The sequence below is a fragment of the Streptomyces sp. NPDC059224 genome (genome assembly GCF_042754285.1).
GTDB lineage: Bacteria > Actinomycetota > Actinomycetes > Streptomycetales > Streptomycetaceae > Streptomyces.
Map to the genome: position 1 here is coordinate 1 of NZ_JBHZAN010000017.1, position 15,126 is coordinate 15,126.

Annotated in this window: 14 protein-coding genes and 1 pseudogene; 5 read left to right on the forward strand and 10 right to left on the reverse strand. The window is 73.0% G+C overall.

The window, feature by feature from the left end:
• Window positions 1-146: 146 nt before the first annotated feature.
• From ACFXI4_RS19735 to ACFXI4_RS19750, 4 genes and pseudogenes are all read left to right on the forward strand, one after another.
• Window positions 147-272: pseudogene (locus tag ACFXI4_RS19735) on the forward strand (type I glyceraldehyde-3-phosphate dehydrogenase); the annotation flags it as partial.
• A gap of 209 nt (window positions 273-481) precedes the next feature.
• Window positions 482-3,178, forward strand: coding sequence for a GNAT family N-acetyltransferase (locus tag ACFXI4_RS19740; protein WP_384992420.1), 2,697 nt, complete (start codon window positions 482-484; stop codon window positions 3,176-3,178).
• Window positions 3,179-3,198: 20 nt separating this feature from the next.
• On the forward strand, window positions 3,199-3,927 hold the full coding sequence (locus ACFXI4_RS19745; RefSeq protein WP_384992422.1) for a CBS domain-containing protein: 729 nt from the start codon (window positions 3,199-3,201) through the stop codon (window positions 3,925-3,927).
• 15 nt (window positions 3,928-3,942) lie between these two features.
• Window positions 3,943-4,437 carry a flavodoxin domain-containing protein gene (locus tag ACFXI4_RS19750; protein ID WP_384992424.1) on the forward strand — a complete coding sequence of 165 codons (495 nt, stop codon included), beginning with the start codon at window positions 3,943-3,945 and terminating at the stop codon, window positions 4,435-4,437.
• A 499-nt stretch (window positions 4,438-4,936) separates the two neighbouring features.
• Here ACFXI4_RS19750 and ACFXI4_RS19755 read toward each other — a convergent pair whose 3' ends face one another.
• The 9 genes from ACFXI4_RS19755 to ACFXI4_RS19795 all read right to left on the reverse strand — a co-directional run bounded on the left by ACFXI4_RS19755 (window position 4,937) and on the right by ACFXI4_RS19795 (window position 13,083).
• Complete coding sequence (locus ACFXI4_RS19755) at window positions 4,937-5,221, reverse strand: DUF1876 domain-containing protein (protein WP_384992426.1); 285 nt, start codon at window positions 5,219-5,221, stop codon at window positions 4,937-4,939.
• Window positions 5,222-5,391: 170 nt separating this feature from the next.
• Complete coding sequence (locus tag ACFXI4_RS19760; RefSeq protein ID WP_362729665.1) at window positions 5,392-6,048, reverse strand: NAD-binding protein; 657 nt, start codon at window positions 6,046-6,048, stop codon at window positions 5,392-5,394.
• Entirely contained in the window at window positions 6,045-6,704 is a 660-nt protein-coding gene (locus ACFXI4_RS19765; protein WP_384992430.1) for a potassium channel family protein, read from the reverse strand. The genes ACFXI4_RS19760 and ACFXI4_RS19765 overlap by 4 nt, the downstream gene beginning before the upstream one ends.
• On the reverse strand, window positions 6,701-9,490 hold the full coding sequence (locus ACFXI4_RS19770; RefSeq protein ID WP_384992432.1) for a cation-translocating P-type ATPase: 2,790 nt from the start codon (window positions 9,488-9,490) through the stop codon (window positions 6,701-6,703). Before ACFXI4_RS19770 ends, ACFXI4_RS19765 begins: the two co-directional genes overlap by 4 nt.
• A gap of 55 nt (window positions 9,491-9,545) precedes the next feature.
• Complete coding sequence (locus ACFXI4_RS19775) at window positions 9,546-10,004, reverse strand: CBS domain-containing protein (RefSeq protein ID WP_362730695.1); 459 nt, start codon at window positions 10,002-10,004, stop codon at window positions 9,546-9,548.
• A gap of 61 nt (window positions 10,005-10,065) precedes the next feature.
• Window positions 10,066-11,055, reverse strand: a complete 990-nt coding sequence (locus ACFXI4_RS19780) for an Acg family FMN-binding oxidoreductase (protein WP_384992434.1) — start codon at window positions 11,053-11,055, stop codon at window positions 10,066-10,068.
• 31 nt (window positions 11,056-11,086) lie between these two features.
• A complete protein-coding gene (locus ACFXI4_RS19785) occupies window positions 11,087-11,968 on the reverse strand; it encodes a universal stress protein (RefSeq protein ID WP_384992436.1) in 882 nt (293 codons plus the stop codon).
• Entirely contained in the window at window positions 11,952-12,272 is a 321-nt protein-coding gene (locus ACFXI4_RS19790; protein ID WP_384992438.1) for a DUF1918 domain-containing protein, read from the reverse strand. Before ACFXI4_RS19790 ends, ACFXI4_RS19785 begins: the two co-directional genes overlap by 17 nt.
• A 151-nt stretch (window positions 12,273-12,423) precedes the next feature.
• Window positions 12,424-13,083: a CBS domain-containing protein gene (locus ACFXI4_RS19795; protein ID WP_384992441.1), complete on the reverse strand. Its 660-nt coding sequence runs from the start codon at window positions 13,081-13,083 to the stop codon at window positions 12,424-12,426.
• A gap of 287 nt (window positions 13,084-13,370) precedes the next feature.
• Here ACFXI4_RS19795 and ACFXI4_RS19800 point away from each other — a divergent pair, with 287 nt between their 5' ends.
• On the forward strand, window positions 13,371-14,276 hold the full coding sequence (locus ACFXI4_RS19800) for a universal stress protein (protein ID WP_384992444.1): 906 nt from the start codon (window positions 13,371-13,373) through the stop codon (window positions 14,274-14,276).
• 102 nt (window positions 14,277-14,378) lie between these two features.
• Here the strand turns inward: ACFXI4_RS19800 and ACFXI4_RS19805 are convergent, their stop codons facing one another.
• Entirely contained in the window at window positions 14,379-15,029 is a 651-nt protein-coding gene (locus tag ACFXI4_RS19805; RefSeq protein ID WP_384992446.1) for a CBS domain-containing protein, read from the reverse strand.
• Window positions 15,030-15,126 lie beyond the last annotated feature (97 nt).

Consider the following 15,126-nt stretch of genomic DNA (forward strand, 5'->3'; position numbering starts at 1 on the left):
GCCTGGATCCGCGAACACGGCACCGACCTGCCCGAGGTCGCCGACTGGACCTGGAACGCCTGAACACCACCGACCCCGAAAGAGGTTCACCGCCACGCTCGCCCATCTCCTTGATTACGACTTGACGTTCGGGCACATCGAGCGACGGCGTCTTCGACCCGGCCCTGACCCGGGCCACCGGCACCCCGGCCAAGGTCTTCGGCCGGCACGACAACGAGTGGGGCTACACCAACCGGCTCCTGGACCTCACCGCCCTGGTGACCGAGGACTGATCCGGGCTGCCGGAGCCATCTCGTCCCGCCCCCGTCGGCCGGCCGGAACCCCGGCCGCCGGCGGGGGCAGTCGCGCTCGGCCGCCTCGGCTCCCACCCGGCCTCGTGATCGGGGGCCGATCGGCCCCCACCTCGTCCCGGACAGCCCATGGGACCAGGTCCCGCCGAGCGGGATGCTCGAAGCACGAACCGGTACGGAGGAGACCCGCGATGACCGACGACCTGCTCGAACGATCTTCGGCCCACGCGCTGCTCGCGGACGGGTCCACCGTGTGCATCCGGCCCGTGACTCCCGGCGACCACTCCCGGGTGAAGGGGTTCTACGAGGAGATGTCCGCGGAGAACCTCCGCCTGAGGTTCTTCTCGGTGAGCCGGCGCTCGGCCGCTATGGCCGCAGACCGGGCTTGCGCCCCGGCCCGCCCCGGTTACGGGGCACTGCTGGCCGAGACGGGGGGCCGGGTGCTCGGCCTCGCCGAGTACGAGACCGCAGACGCGGGGGACTCCGCGGAGATCTCCGTCGCCGTTGCCGACGGACTGCACCACCGCGGGGTCGGCACGCTTCTCGTCGAGCACCTGGTCTCGGCGGCTCGCGCCGACGGCATCACCGTCTTCACGGCCGACGCGCTGAGCGAGAACCACGAGGTGCTCCGGCTCTTCGCCGACCTCGGCCTGCGGACCTCCCGCCGTTTCGAGGGCCCGGAGACGCGCTGCACGATCCACCTCGACGAGGACGACGCCTACCTCTCGGCCGTCGAGTCCCGGGGCCGCGCCGCGGATGTGGCGAGTCTGCGGCCGCTGCTGTGCCCGGAAGCGGTCGCCGTGGCCGGCGCCGGACGCAAACCGGGCTCGGTGGGCCGGGCGATCCTCCACCACATCAGGACCGGCGGCTACACCCGTCGCCTCTTCGCCGTGAACCCCAGCGTGACCTCGGTCCTCGGGGTGCCCTGCTACCCGTCCGTCAGCGCCCTGCCCAGGACACCGGACCTGGTGGTCGTGGCGGTCCCCGCGGCGGCGGTCCCGGTCATCGCGGAGGAGTGCGGCAGGGCGGGCGTGCGCGCCCTCCTGGTCGTCACCTCGGGACTCGATCCCGACCAGGCCCGGGCACTCCGTACCGCCTGCCACACCTACGGCATGCGACTCGTCGGCCCCAACTGCCTCGGCATCTCCCACACCGAGCCCGGCCTGCGCCTGGACGCCACCTTCGCCGACCGCCACCCCCGTCCCGGCAGTGCCGGCGTCGCCGTCCAGTCCGGAGGCATCGGTATCGCCCTGCTGGACGGCCTGTCCCGGCTCGGCATCGGCGTGTCCTCGTTCGTCTCGCTGGGCGACAAGTACGACGTCAGCGGCAACGACATGCTCCAGTGGTGGGAGACCGACGGCCGCACCGACCTCGCCCTGCTGCACCTGGAGTCCTTCGGCAACCCCCGCGGGTTCTCCCGCACCGCCCGCCGGGTGGCCCGCCGGATGCCGGTGCTGACCGTGGACGCAGGCCGGTCCACGGCCGGCCGCCGGGCCGCCGCCTCGCACACCGCGGCCGCCGCCACCCCCACCATGACCCGCCGGGCCCTGTTCACCCAGGCCGGCATCACCGCCACCAGCTCGGTCGGTGAACTCCTGGAGGCGGCCGCGCTGCTCCACTCCCAGACACTGCCGGCAGGCAACCGTGTGGCCGTCGTCACCAACGCGGGCGGAGCGGGGGTCCTGGCCGCCGACGCCTGCGCCGAGGCAGGGCTCGCGCTGCCGTCGTTCACCCCGGCGACGACCGACGAACTGCTCGCCGTACTGCCCGACGGGGCCGTCGTCGGTAACCCGGTCGACGCCACCGCCGCTGTGACCGAGGAACAGCTCACGGACTGCGTCGACACGCTCATGGAGCACCCGGGCGTGGACGCCGTCCTGGTGGCCCTGGTCCCGACCGCCCTCGCCACCGCGATCGGCGACGACTTGGCACGGGCCGTCACCGGAGCCCCCGGACGCAGGCCCAAGCCGGTCCTCGCCGTCCGTCTGGAGCAGGACCTCCCGGTCCGGCTGCTGCCCGCCGCCGACGAGGGCGGCTCCATCCCGTCCTACGCCGAACCACAGGCGGCGGCGCGGGCGTTGGCCCACGCGGTAGACCGCGCGGCGTGGCTCGCCCGGCCGGCCGGCACCGTGGCCGAACTCCACGACGTCGACACCGGGCGCGCCCACGCCGTCGCGGACGCCTACCTGGCCGAGCACCCGCAGGGCGGCTGGCTCGACCCGCGTACCTGCGCCGACCTGCTTGCCTGCTACGGCCTCCCGCAGATCCCGTGGGCCTGGGCCGAGACCGAGGACGACGCCGTCCGCGCCGCCGAACGGCTGCGGGGCGCCGACGGCCGGGTGGTCATGAAGGCCCACTGGCCGGGCCTGGTCCACAAGAGCGAGGAGCGGGCGGTCCACCTCGACCTGCGCGGGGAGCCGCAGGTGCGCGCCGCGTTCCGGGACCTGGAGACCCGCTTCGGCCATCTGATGAGCGGCGTGGTCGTCCAGCCGCTCGCCCGGCGCGGCACCGAGCTGTTCGCCGGTGTCGTCCAGGACGAGGTGTTCGGCCCGCTCGTGCTGTTCGGGCTCGGCGGCACGGCCACCGAGATCCTCGCCGACCACGCCGCACGCCTCGCGCCCCTCACCGACCACGACGTGCACGACCTGATCACGTCCCCGCGCTGCGCACCCCTGCTCCTCGGCACCCGCGGCAACGGGCCCGTCGACCTCGAAGCCCTGGAGCAGCTGCTTCAGCGGCTGTCCCGGATGGCCGCGGACCTGCCGCAGCTCGCCGAGGCCGACTTCAACCCCGTCCTGGCCACGGCGGACGGCGCCACCGTGCTCGACGCCCGGGTACGACTGCTGCCGCGCCGGCCACAGGACCCCTATCTGCGCCGGCTCCGCTGAGGGCCGAGGAGGGAACCGAGATGAGGCACAACAAGGTGGGCTCCGTGATGACCACCGACGTCGTCCACGCCTCGTGCGGGACGCCGTTCAAGGAGGTCGCGCGGCTCCTGGCCGACAACCGGATCAGCGGGCTCCCCGTGGTCGACGACGACGACAAGGTCATCGGGGTCGTCTCCGAGACGGACCTCATGGCCCGCCAGGCCACCGCGCCGGGTGCCCTCGGGGAGAACCACCGTGCGTCGCTGGTGCGGCTGACGCGCGGCGCCAGAAGGCAGGCCGCCAAGGCGCGGGCCCGCACGGCCGGAGACCTGATGTCGGACCCGCCGGTCACGGTGCACGCCGAGAACACCATCGTCGAGGCGGCACGCACCATGGCCGAACGGCGGGTGGAGCGGCTTCCCGTCCTGGACGAGGAGGACCGGCTGGTCGGCATCGTCACGCGGCGCGACCTGCTCCAGGTCTTCCTGCGCCCCGACGGCGAGATCCGTGACGAAGTGATCGACGAAGTCCTCGTCCACGCGCTGTGGCTGCCGCCGCACGGCGTCGAGGTGTCCGTGGCCGAGGGCGTCGTCACGCTCGCCGGCCACATGAAGCACAGGACCGAGACCGAGATCGCCGTCTCCATGACCCGGCAGATCGACGGCGTGGTCGACGTGATCGACAGACTCACCTACCGCCTGGACGACTCCCGCATCCGCGAGGAGCAGGCACTGCACGGCGCGGCCGACGACTGGCCGCGCGGACTCTGAGAGGGGGACCTTCCCATGACCGGCACGGTGTTAGTCACCTACGGCAGCAGGAACGGATCGACAGCGCACATCGCGGAGTCGATCGCCGACACCCTGCGCGAGAACGGGCTGACCGTCGAGACGATGCGAGCCGTGTGCGTGCCCTTCGTGACGCGCTACGACGCGGTCGTGGTCGGCGGCGGCCTGTACGCCGGCCGCTGGCACAAGGACGCGCGGACGTTCGTCCGCCGCCACGGCAGGGATCTCGCCGAGCGTCCCGTGTGGTTCTTCAGCAGCGGTCCGCTCGACGACTCCGCCGCCGCGCGGGACATTCCGCCCGTGCGCGCGGTGCGCCGCGCGATGCGGGACCTGCACGCGCGCGGGCACGTCACCTTCGGGGGCTGCCTCGAAGAGGACGCCGACGGATGGCTGGCCCGGCGGATCGTGCGGGCCGGGAAGGGCGGGGACTTCCGGGACTTCGACACGGTGCGGGCGTGGGCGTCCGGGATCGCCGCGGAGCTGAAGAAGTGACCGTGGAGGCCGGGCGGATCCCGACCGACATTCACATCGCGCGCAGGGCCGCGTGCCCGACGGCCGGCACGTTCCAGCCCTGACTCAGCGCCTCGTCCACGTGGTCGACCTCGAAGGCGACGTCCTCGTCCACGGACAGGGCGGTGACGGAGTCGGGCGGCGTCCGGAAGACCCGGCCGTCCGGCGTCGACAGCGCGACGCGTCCGACCCCGTGCGTGCGGAGCAGGGCCCGGCACTCCTCCGCCCTGAGGTCCAGGAGCCGTGGGCGGGCAGGGCGTGCCCCTGCCCGGGCGGGGGGCCGGCACCGCCGCCGTACAGCGCGTCGAGCCCCAGCGCGTCGGCCGGCCCGATGAGGGCCGTCAGGCTCGGGGCATCGGGACGATCCTCCAGGTGGGCGAGGAGTGCCGGAGCCATCCTGGCGCGAGCGGCCGTCTCTGCCCGGGTGAGCCCCAGCCGCAGCCGTGCCGTCCTCTCCTGGAGTCGTCGGGCAAGCGTTCGTTCAGGCGGGCCAGCCGGTCGTCGCACGGTCGGCCGGCCGGTTCGCCCCGGCACTCTCGATGTCCCGTTCGGCAATGCGCAGAAGCTGCCGGGACAGGTCGTTCATGGCCCTGCCCGCCGCGAGTTCGTCGCCGATCTCCGGTACGTTGCTGTCGGTCGGGCGGCAGTGCGCGGTCCCCTGGGCCGTGAGTGAGGTGCTTCCCGTGTCCAGCACCACGCGTGCCTTGGTCGTTCCGTCGTCTTCCTCGAAGAGGTGGAGATTGACCTTCCACTGTGCCGTGTGCATCGCTTGCCTCCTCAGGTCCGCAAGGACGGAGTCCGCTTGGTCCGTCCTGTTTGTCCACCATCGTCCGGTGCCGGATCCCCTTCACAGGGCCGAAGGTCCCCTCCGTACCGCCGTCCGGCCCCGGAGAAGGCGACCCGGCTGATCCCCGACGGCGACGAGCACGTCGGTGCTCACTGGAAGGCCGCGTGGATCTCCTGCTCGGTCGCCTCGTGCGAGACGAGCAGCAGCTCGTCACCCGGCAGGAGCCGTACGCCGGGGCCCGGCACCGTGGGACGTCCGCCGCGCACGATGGTGGCGACGACGGTCCCGGCCGGCAGCTCGACCTCGCCCAGGAGGTGACCCGCGGCCCGGGAGTCCTCGGTGATCGCCGTCTCGATGACATCGACGCCCGCCTTGCTCAGCCGCAGCAGCGCCACCGTGTCCGTCGCCCCGGTCGCCTCCTCGATGAGGGAGATCAGCGGGGTGGCCGCGGGCACGGCCACGTCCACGCCCCACCGTGCGTCGAAGAGCCAGCCGTTCTCCGCGTCGTTGACCCGCGCGGCGACGCGTGCCACACCGAACCGGCGCTTGGCGAGCAGGGAGATGACGAGGTTGTCCTCGTCCTGGCCGGTGGCGGCGATGAGGAGGTCGCAGGTCAGGACGCCCGCGCGTTCGAGGAGCACCGGTTCGCAGGCGTCCCCGGCCACCAGGCGCACGCTGGGCACCTCCTCGATCTCGGCGATCCGTTCCTCGTCGAGTTCGACGAGGGTGACGTCGTTGTGTGCCGCGGCCAGTACCTGGGCGATCCGGGTGCCGAGGCGGCCCGCGCCGGCGATGAGGACCTTCACGTTCCCAGCTCCTTGTCCAGAAAGCCGCGCAACCGGCTCAGGGCGGTCGCGGCGACGGCGAAGGTGGCCACGTCACCCGGTTCGGCCAGGACGTCGCGGGCCGGCAGCATGGAGCGGCCGGCCCGGGTCACCTCCACCACGCGGATCTCCCCGTCGACGTCGAGGTCGGTCAGCCGCCGCCCGGTGAGATGGGCCGGCAGCCGCGAGCGCACCACGACGGTCTCGCCGCTGCCGAAGGACAGTTCCGTGGTCAGGTGCCGGTGCAGCAGCATCTGGTGGATGCGGTCCACGGCCCACCGGACACTGGAGATCGCCGGGATGCCCAGGTCGCGGTAGATGGCCGCACGCCGGGGATCGTGGATGCGGGCCAGAACGATCGGTACCCGGTAGGTCTCCTTCGCGGTGCGCGCGCTGACGATGTTGCCGTTGTCCCCGGAGGTGACCGCGACGAGCGCGTCCGCGTGGGCGACGCCGGCCGCTTCCAGTACCGGCCTGCTGAAGCCGTTGCCCGGATGGAAGGCACCGGGGAAGCCGGGCGGGAGCCGCCTGCGCGCCCTGGACTGCCGGTCGACCACACGAACGTCGTGCCCCTCGGCGGTCAGCTGGACGGCGAGGGCGGCTCCCACCCGGCCGCACCCCACGATGATCACTCTCATGGCGTCTCTCCCCCCGGAGTGGTGCCGCGCCGTCGCAACACCCACTTGCGCAGTTCCTCGGCGGCCAGCAGCAGCGCTCCGAACCCGGTCAGGACCGCCCAGTCGGCAGGGGCCAGCGGTGCCGTGCCGAAGACGGCCTGGAGCGGTGGCGCGTAGCTGATGGCGGCCATCAGGCCGATGCCGAAGCCGCCGGCCGCGAGCAGCCAGGGATTGCTCAGCAGGCCGACACGGAAGACGCTCTGCCGGTCGGTGCGTACCGCGAGCGCGTTGAAGAACTGGCTGACGACGATGCCGGCCTGGACCATGGTGATCGCCTCCCGGTAGACGGGATCGGTCCTGGTGAAGTCGGCGTAGGGGATGCCGGAGGCGTGGATGTGCCAGAAGAAGACGGCACACACGCCGATCGCCTGGATACCGCCGAGGAAGAGTATGCGGCCCATGACGGCCGCCGAGAACAGCCGTTCACGGCGCGGACGGGGCGGGCTGTCCATGACGTCGCGCTCCATCGGCTCGGCGCCGAGTGCCAGTGCCGGCAGCACGTCGGAGCCGAGGTCGATGGCCAGGACCTGGATGGCCGTGATCGGCACCAGCGGGAAGCCGGCGAAGGTCGCCGCGAGGATCGGGGCGAGCTCGGCGATGTTGTGGCTGAAGAGGTAGATCAGGAACTTGCGGATGTTGCGGTAGACGGAACGGCCGAGGCCCACGGCGGTGGTGATGGACGCGAAGGAGTCGTCGAGCAGCACCATCACCGCGGCCTCGCGGGCCACGTCCGTACCGGAGGCGCCCATGGCGACCCCGATGTCCGCGTGCTTGAGGGCGGGCGCGTCGTTGGCGCCGTCCCCGGTGACGGCGACGACCTCACCGCGCCGCTGCAGCGCGGTGACCACCCGCATCTTGTGCTCGGGACTGACCCGGCAGAGCAGCAGCTCCGTGGAGCCCGCCAGCAGCGCGTCCAGGCCGTCGTCGTCCAGCGCGTCCAGCTGCGCGCCGGTGGCCACGGACGGGGCCGGCCCCCGCACGATGCCGACCCGGCGGGCCACGGCCTCCGCGGTCAGCGGATGGTCACCTGTGACCATGACGATACGGATGCCGGCGCGCCGGCAGGCGTCCACCGCGTCCCGGACCTCGGGCCGCGGCGGGTCGTACATCCCGGCGAGTCCGAGCAGGGTCAGCCCCGACTCGACCTCGCCGAGCGCCGGGTGCGCCCCGGCGACCTGCCGCCGGGCGACCGCCAGCACACGCAGCCCGCCGCCGGCCATGCCGTCGGCCGCGGCCACCACCCGGTCGCGGAGAGCAGCCGTCAGCGGGGTGCTCGCCCCCTCCCACTCGACGGCGTCGCAGCGGGCGAGCAGTTCGAGCGGAGCGCCCTTCACGCACGCGACGTAGGCGCCCGCTGCGTCGCGATGCACGGTGCTCATCAGCTTGCGGTCGGAGTCGAAGGGATACTCCGCCACCCGCGGCGCACGGGCCTCCTCCGCCGCCGGATCGACACCGGCCTTCCCGGCGGCCACCAGCAGGGCGCCCTCCGTGGTGTCGCCCAGCACCCGCCAACCGTCCCGCCCGGACGGCGGCACCAGCCGGGCGTCGCTGCACAGCGCAGCCGTACGCAGCAGCTCCCGCACCGGCCCGGCGTCGGCGACCTCGCCCGCGGGCCCGTACCCCACGCCGGTGACCGCGTGCGCCCTGCCGTCGGCCCACAGCTGTACGACGGTCATCTCGGCCTGCGTGAGCGTGCCCGTCTTGTCGGTGCACACCACGCTCGTCGAGCCCAGTGCCTCCACCGCGAGCAGCTGCTTGACCAGGGCGTGCCGGCGTGCCATGCGCCGGACACCGATCGCCAGCGACACGGAGAGTGTGGCGGGAAGCCCTTCCGGCACGAGGGCCACCATCACCCCGAGCGAGAAGACGAACGTGTCCACGAACGGCTGCCCGCCCGGCGCGCGGATCGCGAACAGCAGGGCTCCCGTCGCCAGGGCCAGTCCCGCCACCCGGCGTGCCATGGACGCGACCTGACGCTGGAGCGGGGTCTGCTGGCGGGGTGCGGCGGCGGTGAGCCGGAAGATCCGCCCGAACTCGGTGGTGGCCCCGACGGCGCACACCACGGCCCTGCCCGTGCCCGCGACCACGTCCGTGCCCATGAAAACGGAGTTGTGCGCCTCCAGCGGCGGACCGGCCGGCACGGGCTCGGCCATCCGGGCGGCGGCGTCGCTCTCACCCGTGAGTGCCGCGTTGTTGACCGCCACCTCGTGTGCCTCGACCAGTCGGCAGTCGGCCGGTACGGCGTCCCCGGCCTCCAGGAGCACGAGGTCACCGGGAACCAGTTCGCGGGCCGGCAGCTCCCTGGGTTCGCCGTCCCGCAGGACCCGGCAGGTGTGCGGCACCATCGCCTGCAGGGACTCGGCGGTGCGCTCCGCGGAGTACTCCTGGGTGAAACCGATGCCGGCGTTCAGCAGGACGACACCGAGGATGGCCAGCGCCAGCTGAAGAGTGGCCGGGTCCCTGGGCTTCTCCAGCGCGTACGCGAGGAAGGTGATCGACGAGGAGACCAGCAGCACCACGGCGAAGAGGTCGGTGAACTGGGCGGCCAGGCGCCGCCATACGTGTCCCCGGCCCACGGCGGGAAGCTCGTTGGGGCCGTAGCGGGCATGCCTGGCGGCGGCCTCGGCGGAGGAAAGGCCGCGCCGCGAGCCGTTGAGGGCGGTGAAGACCTCGGGGACGGTCAGCGCGGAGACGGCGGGCGGCCCCGGTTCCGCTGCCAGGGACGGTGGTCCCTCTCCGGGGCGCACGGTTGCGCCGGACGGGTCGTCCTCGCGCAGCGCTGTCGTTCCCGATCGACCCGGGTCAGGCCTCATGCGGGCCGCCGCCGGCCGAGGGCGGTCCGGGCGGCTCCTGGAGCACGCTCCACGCGACGGGGCCGAGCAGGTCGGCCAGTTGCCGGAAGACATCCAGGAACAGGTCGTCGATCGTCAGCACCCCCACCAGGCTGCCCCCGTCGAGGACCGGCAACCGGCGTACGCCCGTGCGGCCGAAGGTGCGGTACGCGGCCCGCAGATCGTCATCCGCGTCGACGGTGACGACCTCGGGCGACATCACCGCGTCCACGGTCGAGTCCGGTGCCAGGCCGCCACCGAGGCCGCGCAGCGCGAGGTCGCGGTCGGTCACGATGCCGCACAGCTGCCCGTCCTTCACGACGAGGACGGAGCCCACGCCGCGTTCGGTCATCCACTCGGTCACCTCCTTCAGGGAGACACCTGGGTCCACGTGCACGGGAGGCGCGATCATCGCCTCGGACACCTTCATGCGGATGCTCCTCGTCTGTCGTCCGGTCGTGGTGCGGGGGTTCGAGCGGGACGCGCCGGCCTCACACGATGTCGAGCACCTCGTCCAGTGGCCGCCGAGGGCTCGGCCGTCCTTCGGGGCCGTGGCCGAGCCGGAGCACCATCTGCACGTGACCCATGGCGGAGAGGGGGTCGCGGGCCGCCCACCGGAGGTCCGGCCATTCGAGCGGCTGGGAGGTCACCGACGCGACCAGTCCGTCGGCGGTGGCCCGCAGCAGAACCCGTTCCAGCGCCTGCCCGGCGCGCAGCCAGTCCGCCGGGCCGTCGCGGGCCGTGCCGAGCAGGGCGATGTTCGGTTTCTTCTCGAACGACGCCCGCGGACGGTCCGGCATCGGGCGTCCGGCGGCGAAGTCGCGCACGGGGGCGTCGCCGCCACGGCGTGCGGGGCCGAACGCCTCGGCGGGGATGCCGTCGGACGGCACGGTCGTGCCCGACGGTTCCGCGTGCGCCCACCGCGCGGTCTCACCGCGCACTCCCGCGTCCATGGCCTCCCACTCCTCGGCGTCCCGCACCAGCTCCAGGATCGACCGCACATGCCAGCCCCCCGGGAACACCAACTGCGCGCCTTCGGCGTCGGCCGCCTCGCACAGAACCGCGCGTGTCGCCGACGGGATCTCCTCGTCACGGAAGGGGAGGCGGCTGGAGTGACGGCGGCCGACCAGGGGACGCAACCGGGCCAGTGCCGCGTCCGGCGGGCCGCTGCCGCACAGCCGCACCTCGGCGAGCAGGTCCGGACGCTCCGGATCCGGGAGCAGCCTGACGAGCGGAGCCAGCGCCGCCGCGGCGGCGGCCGCGCGGAGGTTGAGCAGTGCGGCTCCGCAGCTCACGTGCAGACCGCGGTGCTCCGGATCGGTGTGCGGCAGGGTGCGCGCCAGGTCGGCGTACAGACGCAGGACACCGGTGTCGCGGAGGTAGCGGAACCTCCACGGCTGTGCGTTGTGCTCCGAGGGCGCGGCGACGGCGTCCGTCACGAGAGTCTCGACGGTGTGGGCGTCGACGGGTTCTGCGGTCATGGTGGCCCTTCCTTCCATCGGCCGCGAGGGATCACGTGGGCTCGGACGGCACGGCGATGACCGGGCACCGCGCGTGGTGCAGCACTCCCTGGCTGACCGAGCCGAGCAGCATGCCGGAGAAACCGCCCCGGCCCCGGGTGCCCACCACCAGACCCAGGGCGTGGGCCGAGGCGTCGGTGAGCACCTGTACGGGGTGTCCGACGACCAGTTCGTGGCGCAGGTCCACCTGCGGGTAGCGGGCGCCGCGACCGGCCGCGATCTCGGAGAGCAGCCGCCGGGCCTCCTGCTGCGGTTCGTACTCGTCGAAGATCCTCAGCGGCCCCGGCTCCCAGACGAAGAGGGCCCGCAGCCCGGCACCACGCAGCGCGGCCTCCTCGAACGCAAGGTCCACGGCTGCCGCGGAGCGCGGGCTGCCGTCGACGCCGACGACGTAGTACGCCGGGTCCTGGGTGAGGTGTTCCGGTTCGGGCACGACGACCACCGGACAGCGGGCGTGAGCCATGACAGGCACGGCGACGGAGGCGGAACCGAACACCTCGTGGGCGCGGCTCAGATGCCGCGAACCCAGCACGACGGCCGTGGCGCCGCGGCTCTGCTCCCGCAGCACCCACACCGGATCGCCTTCCGCGAGCAGCGGGTCCACCGGGAGCCCCGGATGGTGCACCGCGACGAACTCCGCTGCCTCGTCCAGTACCTGCCGGCCCGCCTTGTGCAGCGCCTCGTTCCACTCCTCCCAGGAGGGCGGTGTGCGCCTCCTGCCGTCGCCGAGGGTCGGCACGCCCTCGGCGAGGACCGGGCGCAGCGGCAAGCGGCGCCGGGCAGCCTCGTCCGCCGCCCATGCCAGAGCCATCCGGTGAGCCGGGTCCGGATCCACGCCCACCACGATCGGTCGGGGATCACCGGGCCGGGTCATCACGGCCTCCGCCCTCCGGGCCACCGGATGCGGGGGCCGGGGACGTCAGGTGCCTGACGCGGGAGTCGGGTCCCGGGAAGTACACGGTCACCCGTCCGTTGTCGGACCAGCGCACGTCGTAGGGCGGGCTGCCGTCGGGATGGTGGAGCCCGACGACCTCGCCGTCCCGTGCGACGACTCCGGCCCTGGTACCGCGTACCACGATCTCGTCGCCGACGCGGGCGCGCATCGGGAAGCCGGTCACCTCGTGGCCGGTGTCCGCCGGGGTCCGGTCGGTCTGTTTCGCTGATATGGGAGCGGACATCGCTCTCGCCTCCTCCTTGCGGCGGTGCCGGAGAGTGCCGCCGATTCCACTTCCATTGCAGGCGGCGGTGCGGTCCGCGTGCCAGGGGCCATTGGTCCCTGTGCCGGGTCCGACGATCCCCGCGGGGTCGGTCAGGCGCCTGCGCCGCGCCTCACGACCTGGGCGGATCTCCCTTCCAGGTCAGGTCGCATTCGACATCCACCACGCCCTCGACGGCTCGTACGAGCCGAGCGGCCACGGGCGCCAGGGACATGTCGCTGACCCGGCCGCTGAGCCTGGTCACCCCGTCGTGCACCGCCACACCCACGTCCGAGTCACGCGGCGGGAAGAGGAGCGGGACGATGTCACGCCGAACCTCGTCGGCTATGTCGTCGTCCTCGCGCAGGAAGACCTTGAGCAGGTCACCGCGGCTGACCACACCTTTCAGCAGACCGCGCTCGTCCACCACGGGCAGTCGTTTGACCTTGTTCCGGGCCATGAGGCGCGCGGCTTCGGCCAGGGTGGCGCGCGGCCGGACCGTGATCGCGGGCGAGGACATCAGATCGCCCGCGGTCACCGCGCCGGCCTTGACCACCTCGGCGGGCGGCAACAGCGCATAGCCCTTCTCCGGACTGTCCCGCAGTTCCTCCGTGGGCAGCAGATCGGCCTCGGAGACGACGCCGACGACCCGGCCCGGGCCCGCCAGCACCGGAAGGGCGCTGACCTCCCGGTCGTGCATCAGGCCGACCACGTCCTTGAACGAGGCCCAGCGGCCCACGGCGGCGACCGAGCAGGTCATGATGTCGCCGACGAGATGAGAAGTCCCGTACATGATGACTCCGTAGGGTCCGGGACAAAAAGTGACTTTTTCCAGGATGCGTCGGCGGCCGGCGCCGAGGCAGGGGCCCCTCGGCTCCCGGTGGAGCCGATCGGCCCCCTCGCCGCCAGGCCGCCATGTCTCCCGCCGAGTCGCCGGTTCTGCTTCGACGGCAGGCGTGGCGGCCGGCCGCCACGCGGCGCAGGCGTGGGCCGGTCGGTCCCGCAGGGGGACGGGTGGCCCTTACCGTCCCGGGAGCGTGCCGTCACGCTGGAAGGGAACGCGCCCCGGAGGTGGAGATCATGTACCGAACCGTCACCGTAGGTCTCGACGGATCGCCCGAGAGCCGGGCCGCCGCCGAGTGGGCGGCGCGCGAAGCCCGGCTGCGCGGCCTGCCACTGCGGATCGTGCACGTGGCGGAGCGTGCCCCCGTGCCCGTGGCGCAGGCTCCGCTGGTGGGCCCCGAGACCAGCCAGCACTGGATCAGGCCGGTGCCGCGCGAAGCCGCGGAGGGCCTTCGTGTGCGGCACCCGGGTCTCGACGTGCTCACCGAGGAGCTGACGGGACCTGTGCCCGAAGCCCTCTGCGCGGCGGCGGACTCCGCCGAGCTGCTCGCGCTGGGCTCGCGGGGGTTCGGCGGCGTCGGAGGGTTCGTGGTCGGCTCGGTCAGCCTGGCCGTGGTGGCCCGCGCGGAACGGCCCGTGGTGCTGGTGCGTGACGGCGAGCAGGCCGCGGACGAGCACGGGATGGATCCGGCGGGCGTGCCGTCCGCCGCCACACCGTTCCGGCCGGTGGTGCTCGGCCTCGATGTCGATCACCCGGACGATACGCTGCTGGAATTCGCCTTCGACGCCGCGGTACGCCGGGAGACACCCCTTCGAGTGGTGTCCGCCTGGCCGGAGACGACCGCGTCCTACTACCGCTTCCCCGGCGACGCGGAACTCAAGGACGACCTCGAACGGAGCCACCGGACCGCTCTGGCCGAGGCGCTGCGCCCTTGGCGCCAGAAGTTCCCGGGCGTCGACGTCATCGAGGCCAGCCGCTGCGGCAGCGCCGCGCAGGTCGTCGTCGGCGCGGCCCGCGACGCGTCCCTGGCGGTCGTCGGCCGGCGCAGCCGTACCGGTTTCCTCGGGGCGCACATCGGTCATGTCACCCATGCCGCCCTGCATCACATAGCCGCACCCGTCGCCGTCGTGGCCCACGATTGATCCGGCGGCCCGGACCCCGGCGGCCGGGAAGGCATCGTTTCCGGAGTACGTGAACGGGTTGTCACGGCTCCCCGCCGGGTGAACGCTCGTCACGGCTCCCCGTCAGGCGTCCGCCGCGGTGAGCCGGCAGTCCACGCCCACCACGCCTTCGACACCTCGGACCATGCGCACCGCGAGCGGGATCCGGGAGCCGTCGATGACCCGTCCGGTCAGGGTGGCGATGCCCTCGGAGACCATGATGTGCACCGGCTCGACCGGTGCCGGGAAGAGGGGGTCGACGACCTCGCGCCGGATCTCGTCGGCGAGGTCCATGTCGGAGCGGAGGAACACCTTGAGCAGGTCCCCGCGGCTGACGACCCCTTCCAGCACGCCCTCGGCGTTCACGACGGGCAGCCGTTTCACATGCCGTATCGCCATGATCCGGGCGGCTTCCGGCAGCTTGGCGTCGGCATGGACGGTGACGGCAGGGGTACTCATGAGCTCCTCCGCCCGCACCGCCCCGGCCTTGGCCAGGCCGGACAGCCGGCGCAGCTGGGTGAACCGGTCCGGATCGCTGTTCCGGAACTCCTCCTTGGGCAGCAGATCGGCCTCGGAGACGACCCCGACCACCCGCCCGTCGCCCTCCAGCACGGGCAGGGCGCTGATCCTGCCGCCGTCCATGCGCCCCACGATGTCCTTGAACAGGGCCTCACGGCCCACCGCGACGACGGCACGCGTCATCACGTCGCCAACCTGATGCGGGCTGCCGGTCATGGTGTTCTCCTCACGGCTGCGGGGGGCCAGGGCCCGAGGGAGACTCCCACGGGTCCTGCTACCAGCGTGGACGTGTTCGCGCTCCCGCACTACCGGT

Coding starts and splice junctions, on each gene's coding strand:
- ACFXI4_RS19785 (WP_384992436.1), bottom strand. CDS start 11,968: ATGACCCGGCCCGGTGATCCCCGACCGATCGTGGTGGGCGTGGATCCG.
- ACFXI4_RS19795 (WP_384992441.1), bottom strand. CDS start 13,083: ATGTACGGGACTTCTCATCTCGTCGGCGACATCATGACCTGCTCGGTC.
- ACFXI4_RS19765 (WP_384992430.1), bottom strand. CDS start 6,704: ATGAGAGTGATCATCGTGGGGTGCGGCCGGGTGGGAGCCGCCCTCGCC.
- ACFXI4_RS19800 (WP_384992444.1), top strand. CDS start 13,371: ATGTACCGAACCGTCACCGTAGGTCTCGACGGATCGCCCGAGAGCCGG.
- ACFXI4_RS19775 (WP_362730695.1), bottom strand. CDS start 10,004: ATGAAGGTGTCCGAGGCGATGATCGCGCCTCCCGTGCACGTGGACCCA.
- ACFXI4_RS19805 (WP_384992446.1), bottom strand. CDS start 15,029: ATGACCGGCAGCCCGCATCAGGTTGGCGACGTGATGACGCGTGCCGTC.
- ACFXI4_RS19780 (WP_384992434.1), bottom strand. CDS start 11,055: ATGACCGCAGAACCCGTCGACGCCCACACCGTCGAGACTCTCGTGACG.
- ACFXI4_RS19750 (WP_384992424.1), top strand. CDS start 3,943: ATGACCGGCACGGTGTTAGTCACCTACGGCAGCAGGAACGGATCGACA.
- ACFXI4_RS19740 (WP_384992420.1), top strand. CDS start 482: ATGACCGACGACCTGCTCGAACGATCTTCGGCCCACGCGCTGCTCGCG.
- ACFXI4_RS19755 (WP_384992426.1), bottom strand. CDS start 5,221: ATGCACACGGCACAGTGGAAGGTCAATCTCCACCTCTTCGAGGAAGAC.
- ACFXI4_RS19745 (WP_384992422.1), top strand. CDS start 3,199: ATGAGGCACAACAAGGTGGGCTCCGTGATGACCACCGACGTCGTCCAC.
- ACFXI4_RS19790 (WP_384992438.1), bottom strand. CDS start 12,272: ATGTCCGCTCCCATATCAGCGAAACAGACCGACCGGACCCCGGCGGAC.